General features: G+C 39.0%; 14 protein-coding genes and 2 pseudogenes. 8 read left to right on the forward strand and 8 right to left on the reverse strand.

The annotated features are described in order from the left end of the window. Positions 1-73 precede the first annotated feature (73 nt). From ACJJVZ_RS01340 to ACJJVZ_RS01360, 5 genes and pseudogenes are all read left to right on the forward strand, one after another. Positions 74-208, forward strand: a pseudogene (locus tag ACJJVZ_RS01340) (glutathione S-transferase); the annotation flags it as partial. 49 nt (positions 209-257) lie between these two features. After that, positions 258-641 (forward strand): annotated as a pseudogene (locus tag ACJJVZ_RS01345) (cupin domain-containing protein); the annotation flags it as partial. Between the two features lie 249 nt (positions 642-890). Continuing rightward, positions 891-1,205: a hypothetical protein gene (locus tag ACJJVZ_RS01350; RefSeq protein WP_405597469.1), complete on the forward strand. Its 315-nt coding sequence runs from the start codon at positions 891-893 to the stop codon at positions 1,203-1,205. 98 nt (positions 1,206-1,303) lie between these two features. Then, complete coding sequence (locus ACJJVZ_RS01355; RefSeq protein WP_405597470.1) at positions 1,304-1,684, forward strand: STAS/SEC14 domain-containing protein; 381 nt, start codon at positions 1,304-1,306, stop codon at positions 1,682-1,684. A 157-nt stretch (positions 1,685-1,841) separates the two neighbouring features. Continuing rightward, entirely contained in the window at positions 1,842-2,294 is a 453-nt protein-coding gene (locus ACJJVZ_RS01360) for a hypothetical protein (protein ID WP_076924264.1), read from the forward strand. A gap of 84 nt (positions 2,295-2,378) precedes the next feature. Here the strand turns inward: ACJJVZ_RS01360 and ACJJVZ_RS01365 are convergent, their stop codons facing one another. Continuing rightward, the gene (locus ACJJVZ_RS01365; RefSeq protein WP_405597473.1) at positions 2,379-3,272 is read right to left on the reverse strand and encodes a helix-turn-helix domain-containing protein; all 894 of its coding nucleotides are present in this window, start codon (positions 3,270-3,272) and stop codon (positions 2,379-2,381) included. 170 nt (positions 3,273-3,442) lie between these two features. On the opposite strand from ACJJVZ_RS01365, the gene ACJJVZ_RS01370 reads away from it, so the two are divergent. Next, on the forward strand, positions 3,443-4,963 hold the full coding sequence (locus ACJJVZ_RS01370; RefSeq protein WP_405597475.1) for an aldehyde dehydrogenase family protein: 1,521 nt from the start codon (positions 3,443-3,445) through the stop codon (positions 4,961-4,963). Between the two features lie 129 nt (positions 4,964-5,092). On the opposite strand, the gene ACJJVZ_RS01375 is transcribed toward ACJJVZ_RS01370, so the two are convergent. From ACJJVZ_RS01375 to ACJJVZ_RS01405, 7 genes are all read right to left on the reverse strand, one after another. Then, complete coding sequence (locus ACJJVZ_RS01375) at positions 5,093-6,046, reverse strand: hypothetical protein (protein WP_405621561.1); 954 nt, start codon at positions 6,044-6,046, stop codon at positions 5,093-5,095. A gap of 344 nt (positions 6,047-6,390) precedes the next feature. Next, entirely contained in the window at positions 6,391-7,911 is a 1,521-nt protein-coding gene (locus tag ACJJVZ_RS01380) for a hypothetical protein (protein ID WP_405597481.1), read from the reverse strand. Continuing rightward, the gene (locus ACJJVZ_RS01385) at positions 7,911-8,816 is read right to left on the reverse strand and encodes an ABC transporter ATP-binding protein (protein WP_405597483.1); all 906 of its coding nucleotides are present in this window, start codon (positions 8,814-8,816) and stop codon (positions 7,911-7,913) included. The genes ACJJVZ_RS01380 and ACJJVZ_RS01385 overlap by 1 nt, the downstream gene beginning before the upstream one ends. 214 nt (positions 8,817-9,030) lie before the next feature. Next, positions 9,031-10,251 carry a hypothetical protein gene (locus ACJJVZ_RS01390; protein WP_405597486.1) on the reverse strand — a complete coding sequence of 407 codons (1,221 nt, stop codon included), beginning with the start codon at positions 10,249-10,251 and terminating at the stop codon, positions 9,031-9,033. Continuing rightward, positions 10,226-11,638, reverse strand: coding sequence for an MBOAT family O-acyltransferase (locus ACJJVZ_RS01395; protein WP_405597488.1), 1,413 nt, complete (start codon positions 11,636-11,638; stop codon positions 10,226-10,228). The genes ACJJVZ_RS01390 and ACJJVZ_RS01395 overlap by 26 nt, the downstream gene beginning before the upstream one ends. Before the next feature lie 227 nt (positions 11,639-11,865). Further along, on the reverse strand, positions 11,866-13,410 hold the full coding sequence (locus ACJJVZ_RS01400; RefSeq protein ID WP_405597490.1) for a M56 family metallopeptidase: 1,545 nt from the start codon (positions 13,408-13,410) through the stop codon (positions 11,866-11,868). A 26-nt stretch (positions 13,411-13,436) separates the two neighbouring features. Continuing rightward, positions 13,437-13,817: a BlaI/MecI/CopY family transcriptional regulator gene (locus ACJJVZ_RS01405; RefSeq protein ID WP_054203440.1), complete on the reverse strand. Its 381-nt coding sequence runs from the start codon at positions 13,815-13,817 to the stop codon at positions 13,437-13,439. An 872-nt stretch (positions 13,818-14,689) separates the two neighbouring features. Between ACJJVZ_RS01405 and ACJJVZ_RS01410 the strand changes: the two genes are divergently transcribed. Then, a complete protein-coding gene (locus ACJJVZ_RS01410; protein WP_405597492.1) occupies positions 14,690-15,004 on the forward strand; it encodes a hypothetical protein in 315 nt (104 codons plus the stop codon). Between the two features lie 339 nt (positions 15,005-15,343). Further along, positions 15,344-15,499 (forward strand): transposase (locus tag ACJJVZ_RS01415; RefSeq protein WP_405597494.1); only part of this gene is annotated, 156 nt, incomplete at its 3' end.

Here is a 15,499-nt window from a genome sequence, read left to right on the forward strand (position 1 = left end):
GCTCGCTTTTTTGTGTACCTAAAGTGTTTGGGTAGCAAGTTCAAAGTAACTGTTTTTATTACCGCTTGTGTGTTTTAGTATTGCTGATATTACACCGTATGCTGGGCTGGTATTTGCTGGATTTGCACAAATAGCAATCCCAAATGAGTTAACTCATTTATTAGCATGGCAAGAAAAAGTAGCAAAACGCCCAAGTGTTGCGGCGTAATTAGGTTATTAGTTTAAAGTTTAAGTGGAACACCGGTTAGGAGCCAAATATGAAAATTGCTGCCGATTTTAGTAAACGAGCTGTTGTACATAGCGAAACGCTCCCGTGGGTCGCATCGCCAATGGCGGGCGTTGATAGACGAGCGCTCGATAGAGTGGGCGACGAAGTTGCTCGCGCCACGACCATTGTTCGTTATGCACCTGGCAGTGAGTTTTCACCGCATGTACACACCGGCGGTGAGGAGTTTGTTGTGCTTGAAGGGGTATTTCAAGATGAGCATGGTGACTTTGCGGCAGGTTCTTATATCCGTAATCCACCGCAATCAAAGCATAAACCGGGGTCTGAAAATGGCTGCGTTATATTTGTAAAGTTATGGCAGTTTCAGCCAGATGATCGAACGCATGTGCGTTTGCAAACAAACTTGATGCAAAGTACGGCGCGGTGATATCAAGTGGTCAGTGCAACATGGTTTTTAATCATATCATTAGGAGTTAAATAGTTTAATATTCTTCTTGGTCGATTATTTAGTTTATTAGCGATTTTATCTAAATAACGTTGGTCAAAGCACCTTCACGCCATAAGAACCATGCTTTCAGCTTTTCAATATCACTTAAACCACGTTTTGATAAGTCAGTCATAACTACCTAATTAATAATCAATTATAAGGTGTTGCATTGACCGATTGAATACACCGCACCCTAGTTTTAAAAATGTCGCCGTAACCACTTTGTACAAAGACGACTTTGAAGACGTAAGCTTGTTGCACTTTAAGCCCAACGCCAGCATGGTTATAAACGCAAAAGGTGGAGCAGAACTGCTAGTACTTGAAGGTTCATTTGATGAGCAAGCCGATACCTTTGTAAAAAACAGTTGGTTAAGAGTGCCTATTAATAGCTCCATTAACGTTAAGGCGGGAAGTAATGGCGCAAAAGTATGGCTTAAAACGGGCCATTTAACTGATGTAGAAAACCAGATATCTCGCGTACAAAATGCGTAAATCAGTCGTTTATTTGAGATTATTTATTGATTTAGTTCAGGACTAATTAATTTTAGACGATGTACTTTTACCGCTCAGCCTATTTAAGGAGAGCAGTAATGGTACACACAACACATGGTTTATCGATTGGTCTTGAACGTGCAGGAAGAGAGTTTTTTTTAAAACTTAAAGCCGTTGGTACGCTTACTCACGACGACTACAAAATAATTACCCCAATGATAAATTCAGCGCTTGGCGAAGTTAAGCATCCAGTCGTGAACGCCTTAATAGATGGTAGCGAACTTGAAGGTTGGGAAGTACGCGCAGCGTGGGATGACTTAAAGTTAGGTGCTAAGCACTCTAAAGAATTTAAAAAAGTAGCTATTTACGGTAATAAAGAGTGGCAAGCTCGAATGGCAAAAATAGGTAACTGGTTTATATCGGGTGAGGTTCAATACTTTGAAAATGCTACCGCAGCCATAGATTGGCTAGACGAATAGCCTGGTTTAAAAACTTAAATTAAAGCACTCTTATAGAGTGCTTTTTTGCTCTATGGGTAACGTTATTAAGTAGTTACATCCGCTTTATTTCAATTGTTAATACTGCTCTATTAAAATACACTCATTATTATTGAGCAAATTACATATTATAAAAACAATGAAACAAGTACTTATCTTTATTACATTCCTGATATTTTCTACATCAATACATGCAAAAGATAACAACATATTCACGCCGGTTAGCGATCTTTTTTTAGCTGTTTCTAACGTTGATCACTCGCAAATGCGTGCAGCCGTTGATGATTCATTTCTACTTTTAGAACACGGTGAAGTGTGGACTATTAATGACTTTATAAATGTAGTTAAGCCTTCTGACTTTATAAGAACTAATTATTTTAGTGTTATAAATTCGCGTGTAGTGGGTGATGTTGCATTTATTAATTACTGGAATAAAGCCAATATTAAAAACACTCAAAGAAGTATTGATATTTATTGGTTAGAAAGCGTTGTTGTATCAAAAGTGGGCGATAAATGGTTGTTATCGCAAATGCACTCTACTCGGTTACCCCAAGATGAAATACCTAAAGGTGTCACCTTTATAAAGCAATAGATCTAACTCTAATTTAAAGCCCTGTAATATGGGGCTTTAATCATTTAAATTACATCAGCCAGTACAGGTAATGCCCCTTTAGGGCTAATGTCGGCACTCTTTAGGCGCAATGCCAAAGGTTTGTTTAAATAGGCGACTAAAGTGGCTCGCGCTATTAAATCCAACATCAAAGCAAACTTTGCTAATTGCATGGCCTTGTAGTAATTGAGTACGCGCTTTTTTAAGTCTTAACTGTTGTTGCCAAAGGGCTGGGCTAGTACCAAATGCGAGTTTAAATTGCTGATAAAACTTACTTCGGCTCATACATGCTATTTTGCATAAAGTATTTATGTCGAGCGTTTCACTTAAGTGTTCTTCAATATAAAGCAGGGCATCGCTCACTGTTGTTTTAAGGCGTGGCTTATCGCAGCTAGCTAGCAATAGCTCGCGGCTTTGTTGTTGTAATAAACGGGTGATCAATTCGTTTAACGATAAATCAATCAAGTAATGTCGCTGCGCGCCTTGCTCATTAAATAAATGCACCATACGCTCTAATAATTGCTGCGTTTGAATATTATGCTGGGTATGCACTAACTGAGGTACATATTCAAATAAGTCATCAAGTGCAAAGTTTTGCTGCATGTTAAGTGCATTAGCCACGCTCGTTATTTTGTCTTTGCTAATTTCAATGGCTAAACAGGTGGTAGGGGTACTCATTGAGGCTTGTGGAAAATCAATTAATACACCTTGCTCTGGCGCTAATACAAACGACTCGTGTGGTAAAAACGCTTTATGGTATTGGCTGCTCTCTACGTGCATTACCTTTTTACCGCTAAGCATGGCACAAAATAGTAACTCGTTTGAGTGCAGTGCTACCTTTTGCGCGCTTTGGTACGTGTCGTAAATACTCAACTCACTGCTATCGGCCGCAAACGAAACTTTATTTTCTATTAATACATCAAGTTGTTGGCGTTTTTTGTTTAACTGAGATGTGTGCATATCAACCCTTTAGGTTTTTATTAGTGTGGACTCACAGACAACTTTTGTGGACAGCTAATCAAGTTTTTAGGCGGTTGTTAGTTTAATGTCAAACAACACTGATTAAATATAAAGCATTTTGCTTTATATAACTGTTCGACCTTTAGCTAACAACAATAAAGAGATCACACATGATATATGCAAATCCAGGTAGCGATGGCGCACTCGTAAACTTTAAACAACAATACGGGAACTACATTGGCGGAGAGTGGGTGAAGCCAGTAAATGGCCAATACTTTGATAATATAAGCCCAGTAAACGGTAAGGTATTTTGCCAAATACCGCGTTCAGACAAAGACGACATAGAGCTGGCTCTCGATAAAGCGCATGCAGTGCGAGAGCAATGGGGCACAACGTCGGTGACCGACCGAAGTAACATACTGCTAAAAATAGCCGACCGAATTGAGCAAAACCTAGAGTTACTAGCTGTTGCCGAAACATGGGATAACGGTAAAGCAATTCGTGAAACACTCGCAGCTGACATTCCGCTAGCGGCAGATCACTTTCGCTACTTTGCAGGGTGCCTACGATCGCAAGACGGCACTATAGGTGAAATAGACGCTACCACTGTTGCGTATCATTTTCATGAACCTCTCGGTGTAGTTGGGCAAATTATTCCGTGGAACTTCCCTATTTTAATGGCCGCCTGGAAACTAGCGCCAGCACTTGCTGCAGGTAACTGCGTAATTTTAAAACCGGCTGAGCAAACCCCAGCTTCTATTTTAGTGTTAATGGAAATTATTGGCGACTTACTCCCTGCAGGCGTATTAAATATTGTAAATGGCTTTGGTAAAGAAGCAGGTGAGGCACTGGCAACAAGTAAACGCATCGCTAAAATTGCATTTACGGGTTCAACGCCTGTGGGGTCACATATTTTAAAATGCGCTGCTGAAAATATTATTCCTTCAACGGTCGAGCTTGGCGGTAAATCGCCTAATATATTTTTTAATGATGTAATGGAAAAAGACGACGCGTTTTTATCCAAAGCCATTGAAGGCGCCGTGCTTGCTTACTTTAACCAAGGCGAAGTGTGTACGTGCCCATCAAGGCTGTTTATTCAAGAAGATATTTACGAGCAGTTTATTGAACGAATACTCGAACGTACCTTAAAAATTAAACGCGGAAACCCACTCGACAGCGAAACTATGGTTGGCGCACAAGCCTCAAAAGCACAGTTCGATAAAATACTGAGTTACATTGAAATAGGTAAAAAAGAAGGCGCCGAAGTACTCACTGGCGGTAACGTAGAGCAACTAAGTGGCGATTTAAACGGTGGTTACTACATACAACCTACGCTGCTAAAAGGCACAAATGACATGCGTGTGTTCCAAGAAGAAATTTTTGGCCCTGTTATTTCTATGTCGACTTTTAAAGATGAAGCCGAAGCACTCGAACTTGCCAACAGCTCAGAGTTTGGTTTGGGCGCCGGTGTGTGGAGCAGAAACATGAACCGTGCTTATCGCATGGGTCGTAAAATAGAAGCAGGGCGAGTGTGGACCAACTGCTATCACATGTACCCAGCACACGCTGCTTTCGGTGGGTATAAAAAATCAGGAATAGGCCGCGAAACGCACAAACTAGCACTCGATCATTACCAGCAAACTAAAAACTTATTAGTGAGCTACAGCGAAGATCCACTCGGCTTCTTTTAAAAAAATTTAAATACAACAGCCACTCAACAATGAGCGCGCTGCATATTTGCAGCGCTTTTTATTTTAAGAGGATCATTTCACCACTTACAGCTTGTTGAATTAAGGAATGAACTAGGATGACACTACCAATTAGTCCTTAGGAATACCGCATAGTGTGTCAGCATATATGTAGCATGAGTTCTCGTACCTATCAGAATCCATATGAATACCAAAGTCACCGGATATATCTACAGTTAATGAAGAACCTATTAGACTCTTAGTGTTAGTTCGAATCTCGATATATTGCCCTTGCAAAAGGCTCGTCAATTTTTGTTTAACAGTTATTCCTAGATTTCCAAACTTATCATTTGGAATTGCGTTATCTAGTGAGAATAGAGCTTTACTCCATCCATTAGTTTTAGTGTCTAAATAATTGGCAATATCGCTTCGAAGTTCTGCTTCGATCTTGTTATTAATGTAGTTGCTTAATAGTGGAACACTAAAGCCAAAAATACGAGAGTCAACATTAATATTAAGGTTAATAGGGTTTACGTTTATTACTTGTGACTTACCTGTCATAAAGTCATATTTGGCATCTACCACAATATTGTTAATGGATACATTAGCATATACTTTGGCAATAATTGATGGGACATTTTTAAGTGTATATTTGGCACGAGCTTTAAAACCAAAGCCATTAACACGGGCTAAAATTTCACCATTTGAATTAGCTGTAAGTTTAGTTGCTAGATTACCTGTCAGCTCAAAGTTTGTATATCGGTGTTTAACCGAACCAGAAGCACTACTTCGTAATTGTTCATCAATTTTAGTTCTTAATTTTGACTCAAGCGCGTTTCGCTTATTATATTGCATTCTGAGTATGTCATACACCTCATTGCTATTTGCTGATATTGTTACACATTTATTTTTACTGCCAGCTCGAACTGTTAACCGTTCAACTCGCTCACTTTGCATATACTTATTCATATTGAACTTTATCCAAAATGGGTCGCATTCATCGATACCATTGGCTTTAACTGGTGTAGTAAGTAATAAAAGGGGGGTCAGTACAAGTGGTAAGGTAAGTTTTAAAAGTGTCATCATTCTCTCCTTAAATAATTATGTTTAAAGTACAGGGACTAATTGCTGCGATCAAGGTTTTTTACATTTTTTTCTTTTTGTTTACAAGGTGAGTCAGCTTTACTTCAGGGGATATATATTTAGCTAACCTGAATCTCGTTTAATAAATGTGGTGTACTTCGACCTTGAATCTGACAATACGCAAGTGCGGGGGTACGTGTTGATAAAAGTATGATTATAAATGGCCAAAGTGATTGTATGGCACTACGTATTGGTGATGATAGCCTTTATATCTCGTAAACAATTAAAGTTCGCAACCCCCAAGTACACAAAAGAGCATCAGGTAAAGTCCCCTGATGCTCTTTTAATTAACGGGTTCGTTTAATACTCATTGTTAATAGCAATAATCCACTAGCAATAGCCAAAAAGTAATAAGGCATTCCTGCATCCCAACTCGACTGACTGTTCACGCCTAAAAAGTCTAAATATAACCCAGCTTGCAGAGGCCCTATATACCAAATAACTAAAAAAACGACTTCAAACATTCGCTTTGTTTGCGTAAATGCACCGCAAAAATAGGCTAATGAAACCATAAACGAAATAGCCACAAACAATTGTACCAGCAACAACCACTCCGCCATTACTACGCACCGTGCAATACTACCTAAACACGCTAATGCTAACAGTCCCCAGCCAGCACTAAAACTAGCCATATTTTGCAATAATGGGGATTGCTTACTGTAAGCCATAATTTCAAAGGTATTTGTTTGCCTCTCTAGCTGCCCTAATGGTGATATAACCAATACACACCACAGCAATGAGATAGGTAAAAAAAGGCTCAATAACAGCTCCTGATCAACAAAAGCTTGGCATACATTCAAAGTGACCAACCCGATGAACCACAGATTTGTTTGCCCTTTGAGTATTAACTTAAACTCTAATCGTAATAAACGTGTAAAAGCGAATGACTTTGTTGCGCCAGCAAATAATCTATCGAGTATTCCTGTGACTTTTTCAATTACGCTGACTATTCGCCATGGCTTTTTAGCATCTTTCAGTGAGCCATTACTGAAACGATCAAAAAATAAAAATGCTAAACTCAAACCTATTAAGCTGATCATCAACAAAGGCAGCATTCCTAAGAGGAGCACAACACTTGGCTCAAATCCATGCCAAACAAATGTGCTTACAGATTCACTCGCTGTTATGCCAACATTGGTGCCACCTTGCTCTGCTGGAAAACGCGCAGCAACCTCCATATCTAAACTTTCAAGCACCGCACCAATGCCTGACACTCCTTCAATGCTTTGCGTTATCGAGCCAATCCACAAGAAAAAATACGCCACATTACCAAAACCACCTTTGAGCCACGTTATCGACTCAAACAAAATAGCAATAGATGCAATTGCTAATAACAGCGGTAAAACAAACACTAATTGCGGCCAAACAAGTGCCCACATATCAATCTGGTAGCTTTCGCCATAATAAAGTTGGATCAATACACTACTGAGCAACATCGCCAATACAATTGAAAGCAAAATCAGTACATTTACTCCCCACTTAGCGAATAAAAAAGCCTGTTTGCTAATCGACGTTGCTGCAATAAGCTCACACGTTTTTGATTGCCTATCTAACTCAAGTGCATTTTTAACTAAGTAAAAACAAATAATGGGTAAGAACATGACATTCAGCATCGCTAAACATACGCCAATCCACGCGCTGTTATAAATCCCGCGGTAGCCATTAATAACCAAAGTTTGGTACTGCGCATCAGGGGATGGAAAATACAATAACGTTAATACAGACATAGCCAACAAGGTCACCATATAACTTTGTTGGCGTGTGCGTTGTTTAAAGTCAGCTACCATACATTGCCAAATCTGTTTCATTAACGGATCCTCACTGCGCTGTGAGATACTGATTGATCGCTGGTAAAATACAAGTAAGCATCCTCAAGTGATGGCACCCGTTCCGTAGCTTTAGAGTCAGGGCAATGATCCGCAACAAGGTTTAATTCAAGCTTTCCTTCTTTTCGAATGCTGTGGCTAACAATATACTCATGCTGGATCTGTTTCAGCTCCGATGGTTCAACCGTTAGTGTCCAGCATTTATCAGCCACTTTTTGCTGTAATACATCTGCTGTTGCTGATTGGATAAGCGTGCCACCGCGCATAATTACAATGCGATCCGCAATCGATTCAACATCTGACACAATATGCGTAGAGAAGATAATGCAACGATCCGCCGCAAGCTCGGTCAATAACTGTCTAAAGTTGGCGCGTTCATGCGGATCAAGACCAACTGTCGGCTCGTCAATGATCAATAATTTAGGATCATTTAATAACGCCTGCGCAATTCCAATGCGTTGTTTCATACCGCCAGAGTAGCCTTTTAGCGGCTGGTGCGCGGCGTGAGTTAAATTAAGCTTATTCAGTAAATCATCAATAACACTCTTTGCATGGGAACTTTCAAGCCCTTTAAGCCCTGCCATGTATTGCAAAAACTCAATACCCGATAACTGTTCATACACGCCAAAATATTGAGGTAAATAGCCCAGCTCTTTGCGTAACAATTGTGGTGATTTAACAATATCTTGGCCTTGCCATAAAATGACACCTTGTGTTGGCTTAGTAATGGTAGCCAGAATTCTCATCAAACTAGATTTTCCTGCTCCATTAGGGCCTAACAAGGCTAAAATACCAGGTTCAACTTGCAACGATAATGTATTAATTGCGCATTTTGCATCTTTGCTTTTATTATATTGATGACGTAATGATTGAATATCTAATAGCATGAGTGTCTATTCCTAATTAAGTTACACTCATTCAGCAAATATTAAGCCATATAAATAACAATTAATAATCAACAACTTAAATTTTAAAACTTTTAAATAAACAATATTGAATAACAACTCTCACCAAATAATGGCGAAAAGCATCAACGTGATAAGTTAGGGTCTTTCTCACCCGCTGATGCATGTAACTTATTCAGCCTAACCACTGTAAAAACTAAAACAAACTTTGATACTGATCTATTAGATAATCTGTGTAAGCAATATCGCCACGATAACGCGATAAATGCGTGGTATCACGGTACATTTGCGGGGTTATTTGCGGTATATTTTGATGGTTTTTCAGCTTAATACCAGTAGCTTGTTCTATTTGCGTAATTACCTCAGCTAAACGTTTTTCAGCCTCTGGTGTTGTTTTTATCCACTTGCTGTTTTTTGGCAGCATGATCACTTCAACGTTCTCAGATACACGTTGAAAGTTTTTTACAATGTTAATAAAGTGATCAACTAATAATGGCTCAAAATGAAGCTGCTCTATATCGGCACTACTAATGCGACTGAGGCGGTCATTTCTCATTGCGTTATCGGTTTGCGTAACGCGGTAATAGTCGTTAAATATGGCTAATGTTTCTGCTGAACGCTCTTGTGGAATAGTCCCGCCACCTTGCCATTCATAGCTCCATTCTACCGGCTTATGATCAGGGTATTCTTCATCAAACTTCTGACCAAGCAATCGCCCTAAGCGACGATGTTGCGCAATAGTTTCATCATCATCTTTAAACGTTTGATGTGACTGAGGAGGAAACATCCCTCGGCCAAAAAAGCTGGTGATCATTTCAGCTGATATATTACCGCGCAAATACTTTATATTGAATAACCGTACGCCACGAGTAAGATCATTTTTTGCAATTTCCATTAACTCCTCGTCATTGGCAAGCAACGTTAAAAACGAGTCTAAAACTGGCGCAGCTCTATCCCAGCGTGTTTGCGTGGTTTGAAACGGATTAAACTCAATCATGGTTAGCTTTATTTTGCGATCTTCTTCGATAAATTCATCCGCAATACGCCGTGACAAAAAATCTTGAAAATATGGGTTTAGCCCACCAAAGCCATAATTAAACGATTTAACCTGCTTACCCCGCTGCGCTAAATCAGCATCAAATTTTCGCGGCGAAAACCCAGCTCGCGTCATTGATGAACCAAAAAACATCACAACATCGTTTGGTTCTTTCACTATCTGTGGCAAAGCCGCCCGTGACTCAGTGACCCTGCCTAATACGCCTTGTGAATTTGCCCCCATCCCATGCAAAATAAGATGAATACTGATAAGTGCGAAAGCCATACATAAGCCAATAACAAGAATCGACTTTCCATATAATTTTTGTGATGTCATTGTTGGTGTACCTTGATGATTAGAATTGGAAATAGATAAACTCATTACTTGGCTCCCCGATAAATAAACACACGCCTTGCCCTAACATCATTAACAGCCAAAATAGCCAGGGTTTATTTTCCAGCTTGTCAGCGCCCTTTATTACGTAAAAATCCATAATATGTACAAGTAGCACCCATATACTGGTCATTGCAAAAATAGTCATTGCGTTGCTTCCTGCTGCTATTGTTGAATTAAATACATGTAAATTAGTAATAATATCTATGGCAGAAGTTAAGTCGTTGGCTGCAAAAAATACCCAACCTATAAGGACTAAATAAAACGTGATGGCCCACTTAATAAAAGTAACAAGCAGCGCGTTGGATTGATTAAAACGTGCAAATATTTTCAACCCTGCTAAATAGTGCGTGACAGTAATAATAGCGCCATGAAATGCGCCCCACGCAACAAAGGTCCACGCCGCACCATGCCATAAACCACCCAATAACATAGTTAAAAACACATTACGGGTACGGTTATTATTTCTGTTTCCACCTAATGAGATATATAAATAATCGCGTAACCATGTAGAGAGGGAGATATGCCAACGACGCCAAAAATCAACCGGAGAAAGCGCAAAATAAGGCACTCTAAAGTTCAATGGAATACTAAAACCAAGTATCAGCGCAATACCAATTGCTATATCGGTATAGCCCGAAAAATCGCCATAGATTTGCCCTGCAAATGCCAGTACTCCAGTCCAAAGTTCAAGCGTGCTAATAGGGCCTTTTGCTTCAAAAGCATGTTGCGCTGGGATAGCTAATATATCAGCCCCCGTTTTCTTGATAAGCCCAACAGTGATCAGTAAAAAGCCATGTTTTACAGCCGTATATTTAGGTAATGCGATGGCGTGTATTTGTGGCAATATATGGCTTGCACGAAGAATAGGTCCTGCAACCAATTGAGGAAAAAACGATAACGCAGCAACAAATTCAACTAAGCCTTTACGTGGCTTCATGTCACCACGATAAACATCAAGGGTGTAACTTAAACTTTGAAAAGTATAAAAAGAAATACCAACGGGCAGCACCCAACCTAATGTTTCAATAGAGGCATTGTAACCAAGCGAAGATAACAACTCAGACACAGAGTTAAGTGCAAAATCGGCATATTTAAACACTGCAAGTAAACCTAAATTAAGCACCACAGATAAAGTCACCCATTGCTTTTTACGTTGCAGCGTTGATGCTTTATAAATAGCTTGGGCAATAAAGTAATCGGCTACCCCACTGCCTACCAACAATGGAATAAAACTATAATTCCACGCGCCGTAAAACACTAAGCTACCAACTAAAATTAAGTACACTTTGGGTTTTTGTTTTAAAAACACAAACCCGTAAAACAAAATAAAAATGGCAAAAAACCAAAAGAATATGGGGGTATTAAAGATCATGGTGTCACCTTCGTTGTTATTTCTTGTGTGATATGTGTTCTTTGATAAGGAATATTTGGGTATAAACACACTATTTCCTTTATTTAGAACGAGTTTGGCTAACCCACTAAAAGTAGGGTGAAAATCAATCAACAATTAATTGAAGTAATTTAAATAAACGTGATGCAGGCTAAATAAAGCCAATCGACTTAAAGCACGCTAAGGTGATAAGTGAAGTAAGATATAGATCATTCGCGTGCGCCATTAGCTATTAGTAGCGCTTTAATTGACTCAGTACGCGCACGATTTAGAGGCGAGCGTCGCTGATAACCGTCAGAAACCCCTGTCGTAACTGCTAAGTTAACATCAGCTCCGCGTGCAACTAATAATTGACTCATGTCGTAAAAACCAAAATACGCTGCATTGATAAGCGGTGTTTCATCTCGCGGCACAATTGCATTTATATCAGCGCCGTTATCTAACAATAGCGTTGCCAGTTCAATATTATTACTCATCGCAGCGACTATCAGCGGGTTACCATCACCACTTGATGACTGATTTACATCAGCGCCTAAGTCAATCAATGCCTGTGTCATTGCTTTGTTATTTTGTTTCACCGCAATCATCAACGCAGTGCCATCGCCAATAACTGGCACGTTAATATCAACCCCATCATTTTTCAGTGCTTTAATTGCGCCAATGTCATTACGAGTAACGGCATCAATCAGTAAGGTACTTTCAAATTGCGGTAATAGTGAGTAATGTCGAGCATCAACGACGGTGTGTTTAATGCTGACTTTAGGTGAAAAGGCCTGTGTAGCTTGAATTGTGGTGACTGTTAGCCCTGCACAAACCAGCATAATGATCGTGATACGTGGCTTTTTAAATTGCTTGTTTTCTAAAACCGCGCCGATACGATAATTCAGCTCTTTTTTCTTACTAAATAGTCCCATTGCCAACACGCTCCGCTGCTCCATCACCATTAATTTTGCACAATCAATTAGTGACTGCGCGTATTGCTGCGTATTTTTAATTTCGTTCACTGCGCGTAAATCACACGCTATTTCACGCTCTACATGAATTTGCTTATTAAGCAGGCGGATCACTGGGCTCCACCAAAATAAGATAGCAATGATCTCCTGAAATAAGCCAAACCAGTTATCTTTACGTTTTATATGCGCGTTTTCGTGGAGCACTATCGCCAGTAATTGCTCATGCTTGAGTTGTTCAGTAATGCTTTTTGGAAGGATGATTTTAGGTTGCTTAAACCCAATAACCAAAGGCGAGGATACTTTGCTTGAAGTATAAACATCTGTATTAATATGGGCCGATAAGCGCGGCGCTTTTTCTATCGTAGAGCGGAGTAAGTTTCGTGTTTGCATATATGACGATAACACCGTAAATCCACGCCATATACTACCTATAAACCAAAGTAGGACACCAATACTGAGTAAAAATGAGAAGTTAAATACAATCTCACTGGGTAAATGCCAGTTACTCTCCTGATCACTCATAGCGACTTTATTATCAGTTGCTGAAAAGCTATCTTCTATTTTTGAATCAACCGATTGCGCAACTGAATTTATAACGCTTGAAGTTTTATCTGCATCCATTGTGATCAAAGTGAAGGGGATGACTGTTGCGACAATAAATGCCGTCATCCATAACCAACTGCGCAGCTCCGCACTCGATGGTACACATTTATTAATCAACGCAATTCCCAATAAAAGGATAAAACCAATAACAAGGTGGTGAAATGCCAACGTTGTTAATAAAGTATATTCAATCATCATAGCCTTGGCGTCCTTATCTTGGTTTGTTAGTCTTTACTTTGGTCGACTTTACGTTGCAGCGCTTCTAGATCATCAAGGTCTATGTCGGTCTCTTGCATTAAGTGTTGTGCCAACACCTTGGGTGAGCCACCAAAAAACTTGTTTAACATTGAGGTTAATGCACTTTGTCGGGCCTCTTTTTGAGTGATTTTAGGGATATAAATAAACGCTTTACCCTCTTTTCTAAAATCAGCATAGCCTTTTTCAGCAAGGATCTTACACAGGGTTTGTGTTGTGGTGTAAGCCGTTTGCTTCTCTTTTGATAGTTCATCCGTTATGTCGCGCACAGATGCTTCACCATTTTTCCAAAGCACTTCCATAATACTTTGCTCACCATCGGTAAGCTGGTTTGATTTATTTCTAGCCATCGTATTTAACCCTTTCTTTTAATCTACTAATTAATTAGTTTTAAATACTATAGCGCGCATAATTTCATCTATCAACTAATTAATTAGTTTTTAAATAAGCGACCACTTAACAGCCATTGAAGATGCTAATAGCAAGCTACAAATAATTAGTTGATGATTTGTAAATAATACATCTATGTTCTAGACCTAAAGAGTACCTATCAAATGGAGCACTTTTATGCCGACAACAAATACGGTTGATAAAACACAGAGTTTGCCCGCTGTTTGCAATGTAATAAGATAAATACATTCGCTGCATTTCATTAAAGTTAGGATGATACCAATTCTAACTGTTACGTAAATTATCAATTAAAGCAGGGCGTTAAGTAAAACTTATAAATAATGAATTACGCAAAAAACTGAGCAATGCAGACAAAATGAAAGTAAAAATAGATAGCCAAATCGGACGACGACAGCTATTTATTATAGGACGGCAAACGACTCGGCTGTATTGAACCAGCTTTTCTTTAGGTAAAAAGTGCAATATTACAGTGAATAAAGGCATGAATAAATTGACCTTACGGAGCCAAGCGAAAGTGAATGCCTTTAGTTTGCGCTGCGGCAACTGTATTGCCTTGTTCATAATATAGAAAAACTGCAAAACACGATGCATTAAGAAGGGGAAGCCCTTTTAACCTCAAATAAGCCACTCAGACACCCGTAATCCCTTCCAAAACGCCAATTAAAACAACACCAAACTCCCACTTTATATTCTGCATAAAATACAGTAATAGATTGAACCAAAATAGGAACTCAGCTATGGTTTATTTATCAATAAAAATAAATAAAAAACGAGTTAATCTACAGGCTCGTTGGGTACAACGGAGAATTTGGTGTTTAAGGAAAAGTTAGCAGATCTATTCAACGAAGTTAAATCCTCATTAATCGAAGAAGATGAAAAAGGTTTTGCTAAGCAATTAACAAATTGTGAAATTCTCTCGTGTGCTTCATTTGCATCAGATAATTCAGCATTTACTATTGAATTCATTGGCTATAACCCTGAAGAAATAGAAGATACATTTCCAACAGGTAACAATGAATATACTGTCATGTTAACTTACTCTTCTAAAAACAAAGTCATGGGTTTAGAAATTATCGGCTGTGAAAATACAGAATTGCAAAAACAGTTAATGGCATGTTGTACCTAACAAGCTAATAAATAAGGACAAAAAACAGTTGGCTGTTTTCGTTCCTCAACATTTTAGCCAACGGTAATCCCCCCTAAAACGGCAACGATATGGTTATTTTCATGCGCGAAATTTAAGTTTACGATTACTAATGACTTATTTAATGGATGAAATGGAAGTAGCCCAGTAGTTTAAGGTATGTTCTTAACCTAAAAAGTGAATTTAGATGAACAGCTTTGTTTGTTTAATTAAAGTGGGTGTAAAGTTTTGTTTGTTCAATTAAAGTGGATGGTAATCCTCCCTAAAAATAATAGATGCCAAATGTAGAATTTTCTCTTATTGTAAACACAGGAGAAAATTATGAAAAAAGCACATTTTACAGACAGTCAGATCCTTGCCATTTTAAAACAAGCAGAAAGTGGCGTACCTATTCCTGAGCTATGCCGTGAACATGGCATGGGCAACTCAACCTTTTATAAATGGCGCGCTAAATACGGCGGCATGGATGCGTCTTTA

It is taken from the genome of Pseudoalteromonas sp. Ld19, from assembly GCF_045064135.1.
GTDB classification, from domain to species: Bacteria; Pseudomonadota; Gammaproteobacteria; order Enterobacterales; family Alteromonadaceae; genus Pseudoalteromonas; species Pseudoalteromonas aliena.

Coding starts and splice junctions, on each gene's coding strand:
- ACJJVZ_RS01355 (WP_405597470.1), top strand. CDS start 1,304: ATGGTACACACAACACATGGTTTATCGATTGGTCTTGAACGTGCAGGA.
- ACJJVZ_RS01360 (WP_076924264.1), top strand. CDS start 1,842: ATGAAACAAGTACTTATCTTTATTACATTCCTGATATTTTCTACATCA.
- ACJJVZ_RS01365 (WP_405597473.1), bottom strand. CDS start 3,272: ATGCACACATCTCAGTTAAACAAAAAACGCCAACAACTTGATGTATTA.
- ACJJVZ_RS01370 (WP_405597475.1), top strand. CDS start 3,443: ATGATATATGCAAATCCAGGTAGCGATGGCGCACTCGTAAACTTTAAA.
- ACJJVZ_RS01375 (WP_405621561.1), bottom strand. CDS start 6,046: ATGATGACACTTTTAAAACTTACCTTACCACTTGTACTGACCCCCCTT.
- ACJJVZ_RS01380 (WP_405597481.1), bottom strand. CDS start 7,911: ATGAAACAGATTTGGCAATGTATGGTAGCTGACTTTAAACAACGCACA.
- ACJJVZ_RS01385 (WP_405597483.1), bottom strand. CDS start 8,816: ATGCTATTAGATATTCAATCATTACGTCATCAATATAATAAAAGCAAA.
- ACJJVZ_RS01390 (WP_405597486.1), bottom strand. CDS start 10,251: ATGAGTTTATCTATTTCCAATTCTAATCATCAAGGTACACCAACAATG.
- ACJJVZ_RS01395 (WP_405597488.1), bottom strand. CDS start 11,638: ATGATCTTTAATACCCCCATATTCTTTTGGTTTTTTGCCATTTTTATT.
- ACJJVZ_RS01400 (WP_405597490.1), bottom strand. CDS start 13,410: ATGATGATTGAATATACTTTATTAACAACGTTGGCATTTCACCACCTT.
- ACJJVZ_RS01405 (WP_054203440.1), bottom strand. CDS start 13,817: ATGGCTAGAAATAAATCAAACCAGCTTACCGATGGTGAGCAAAGTATT.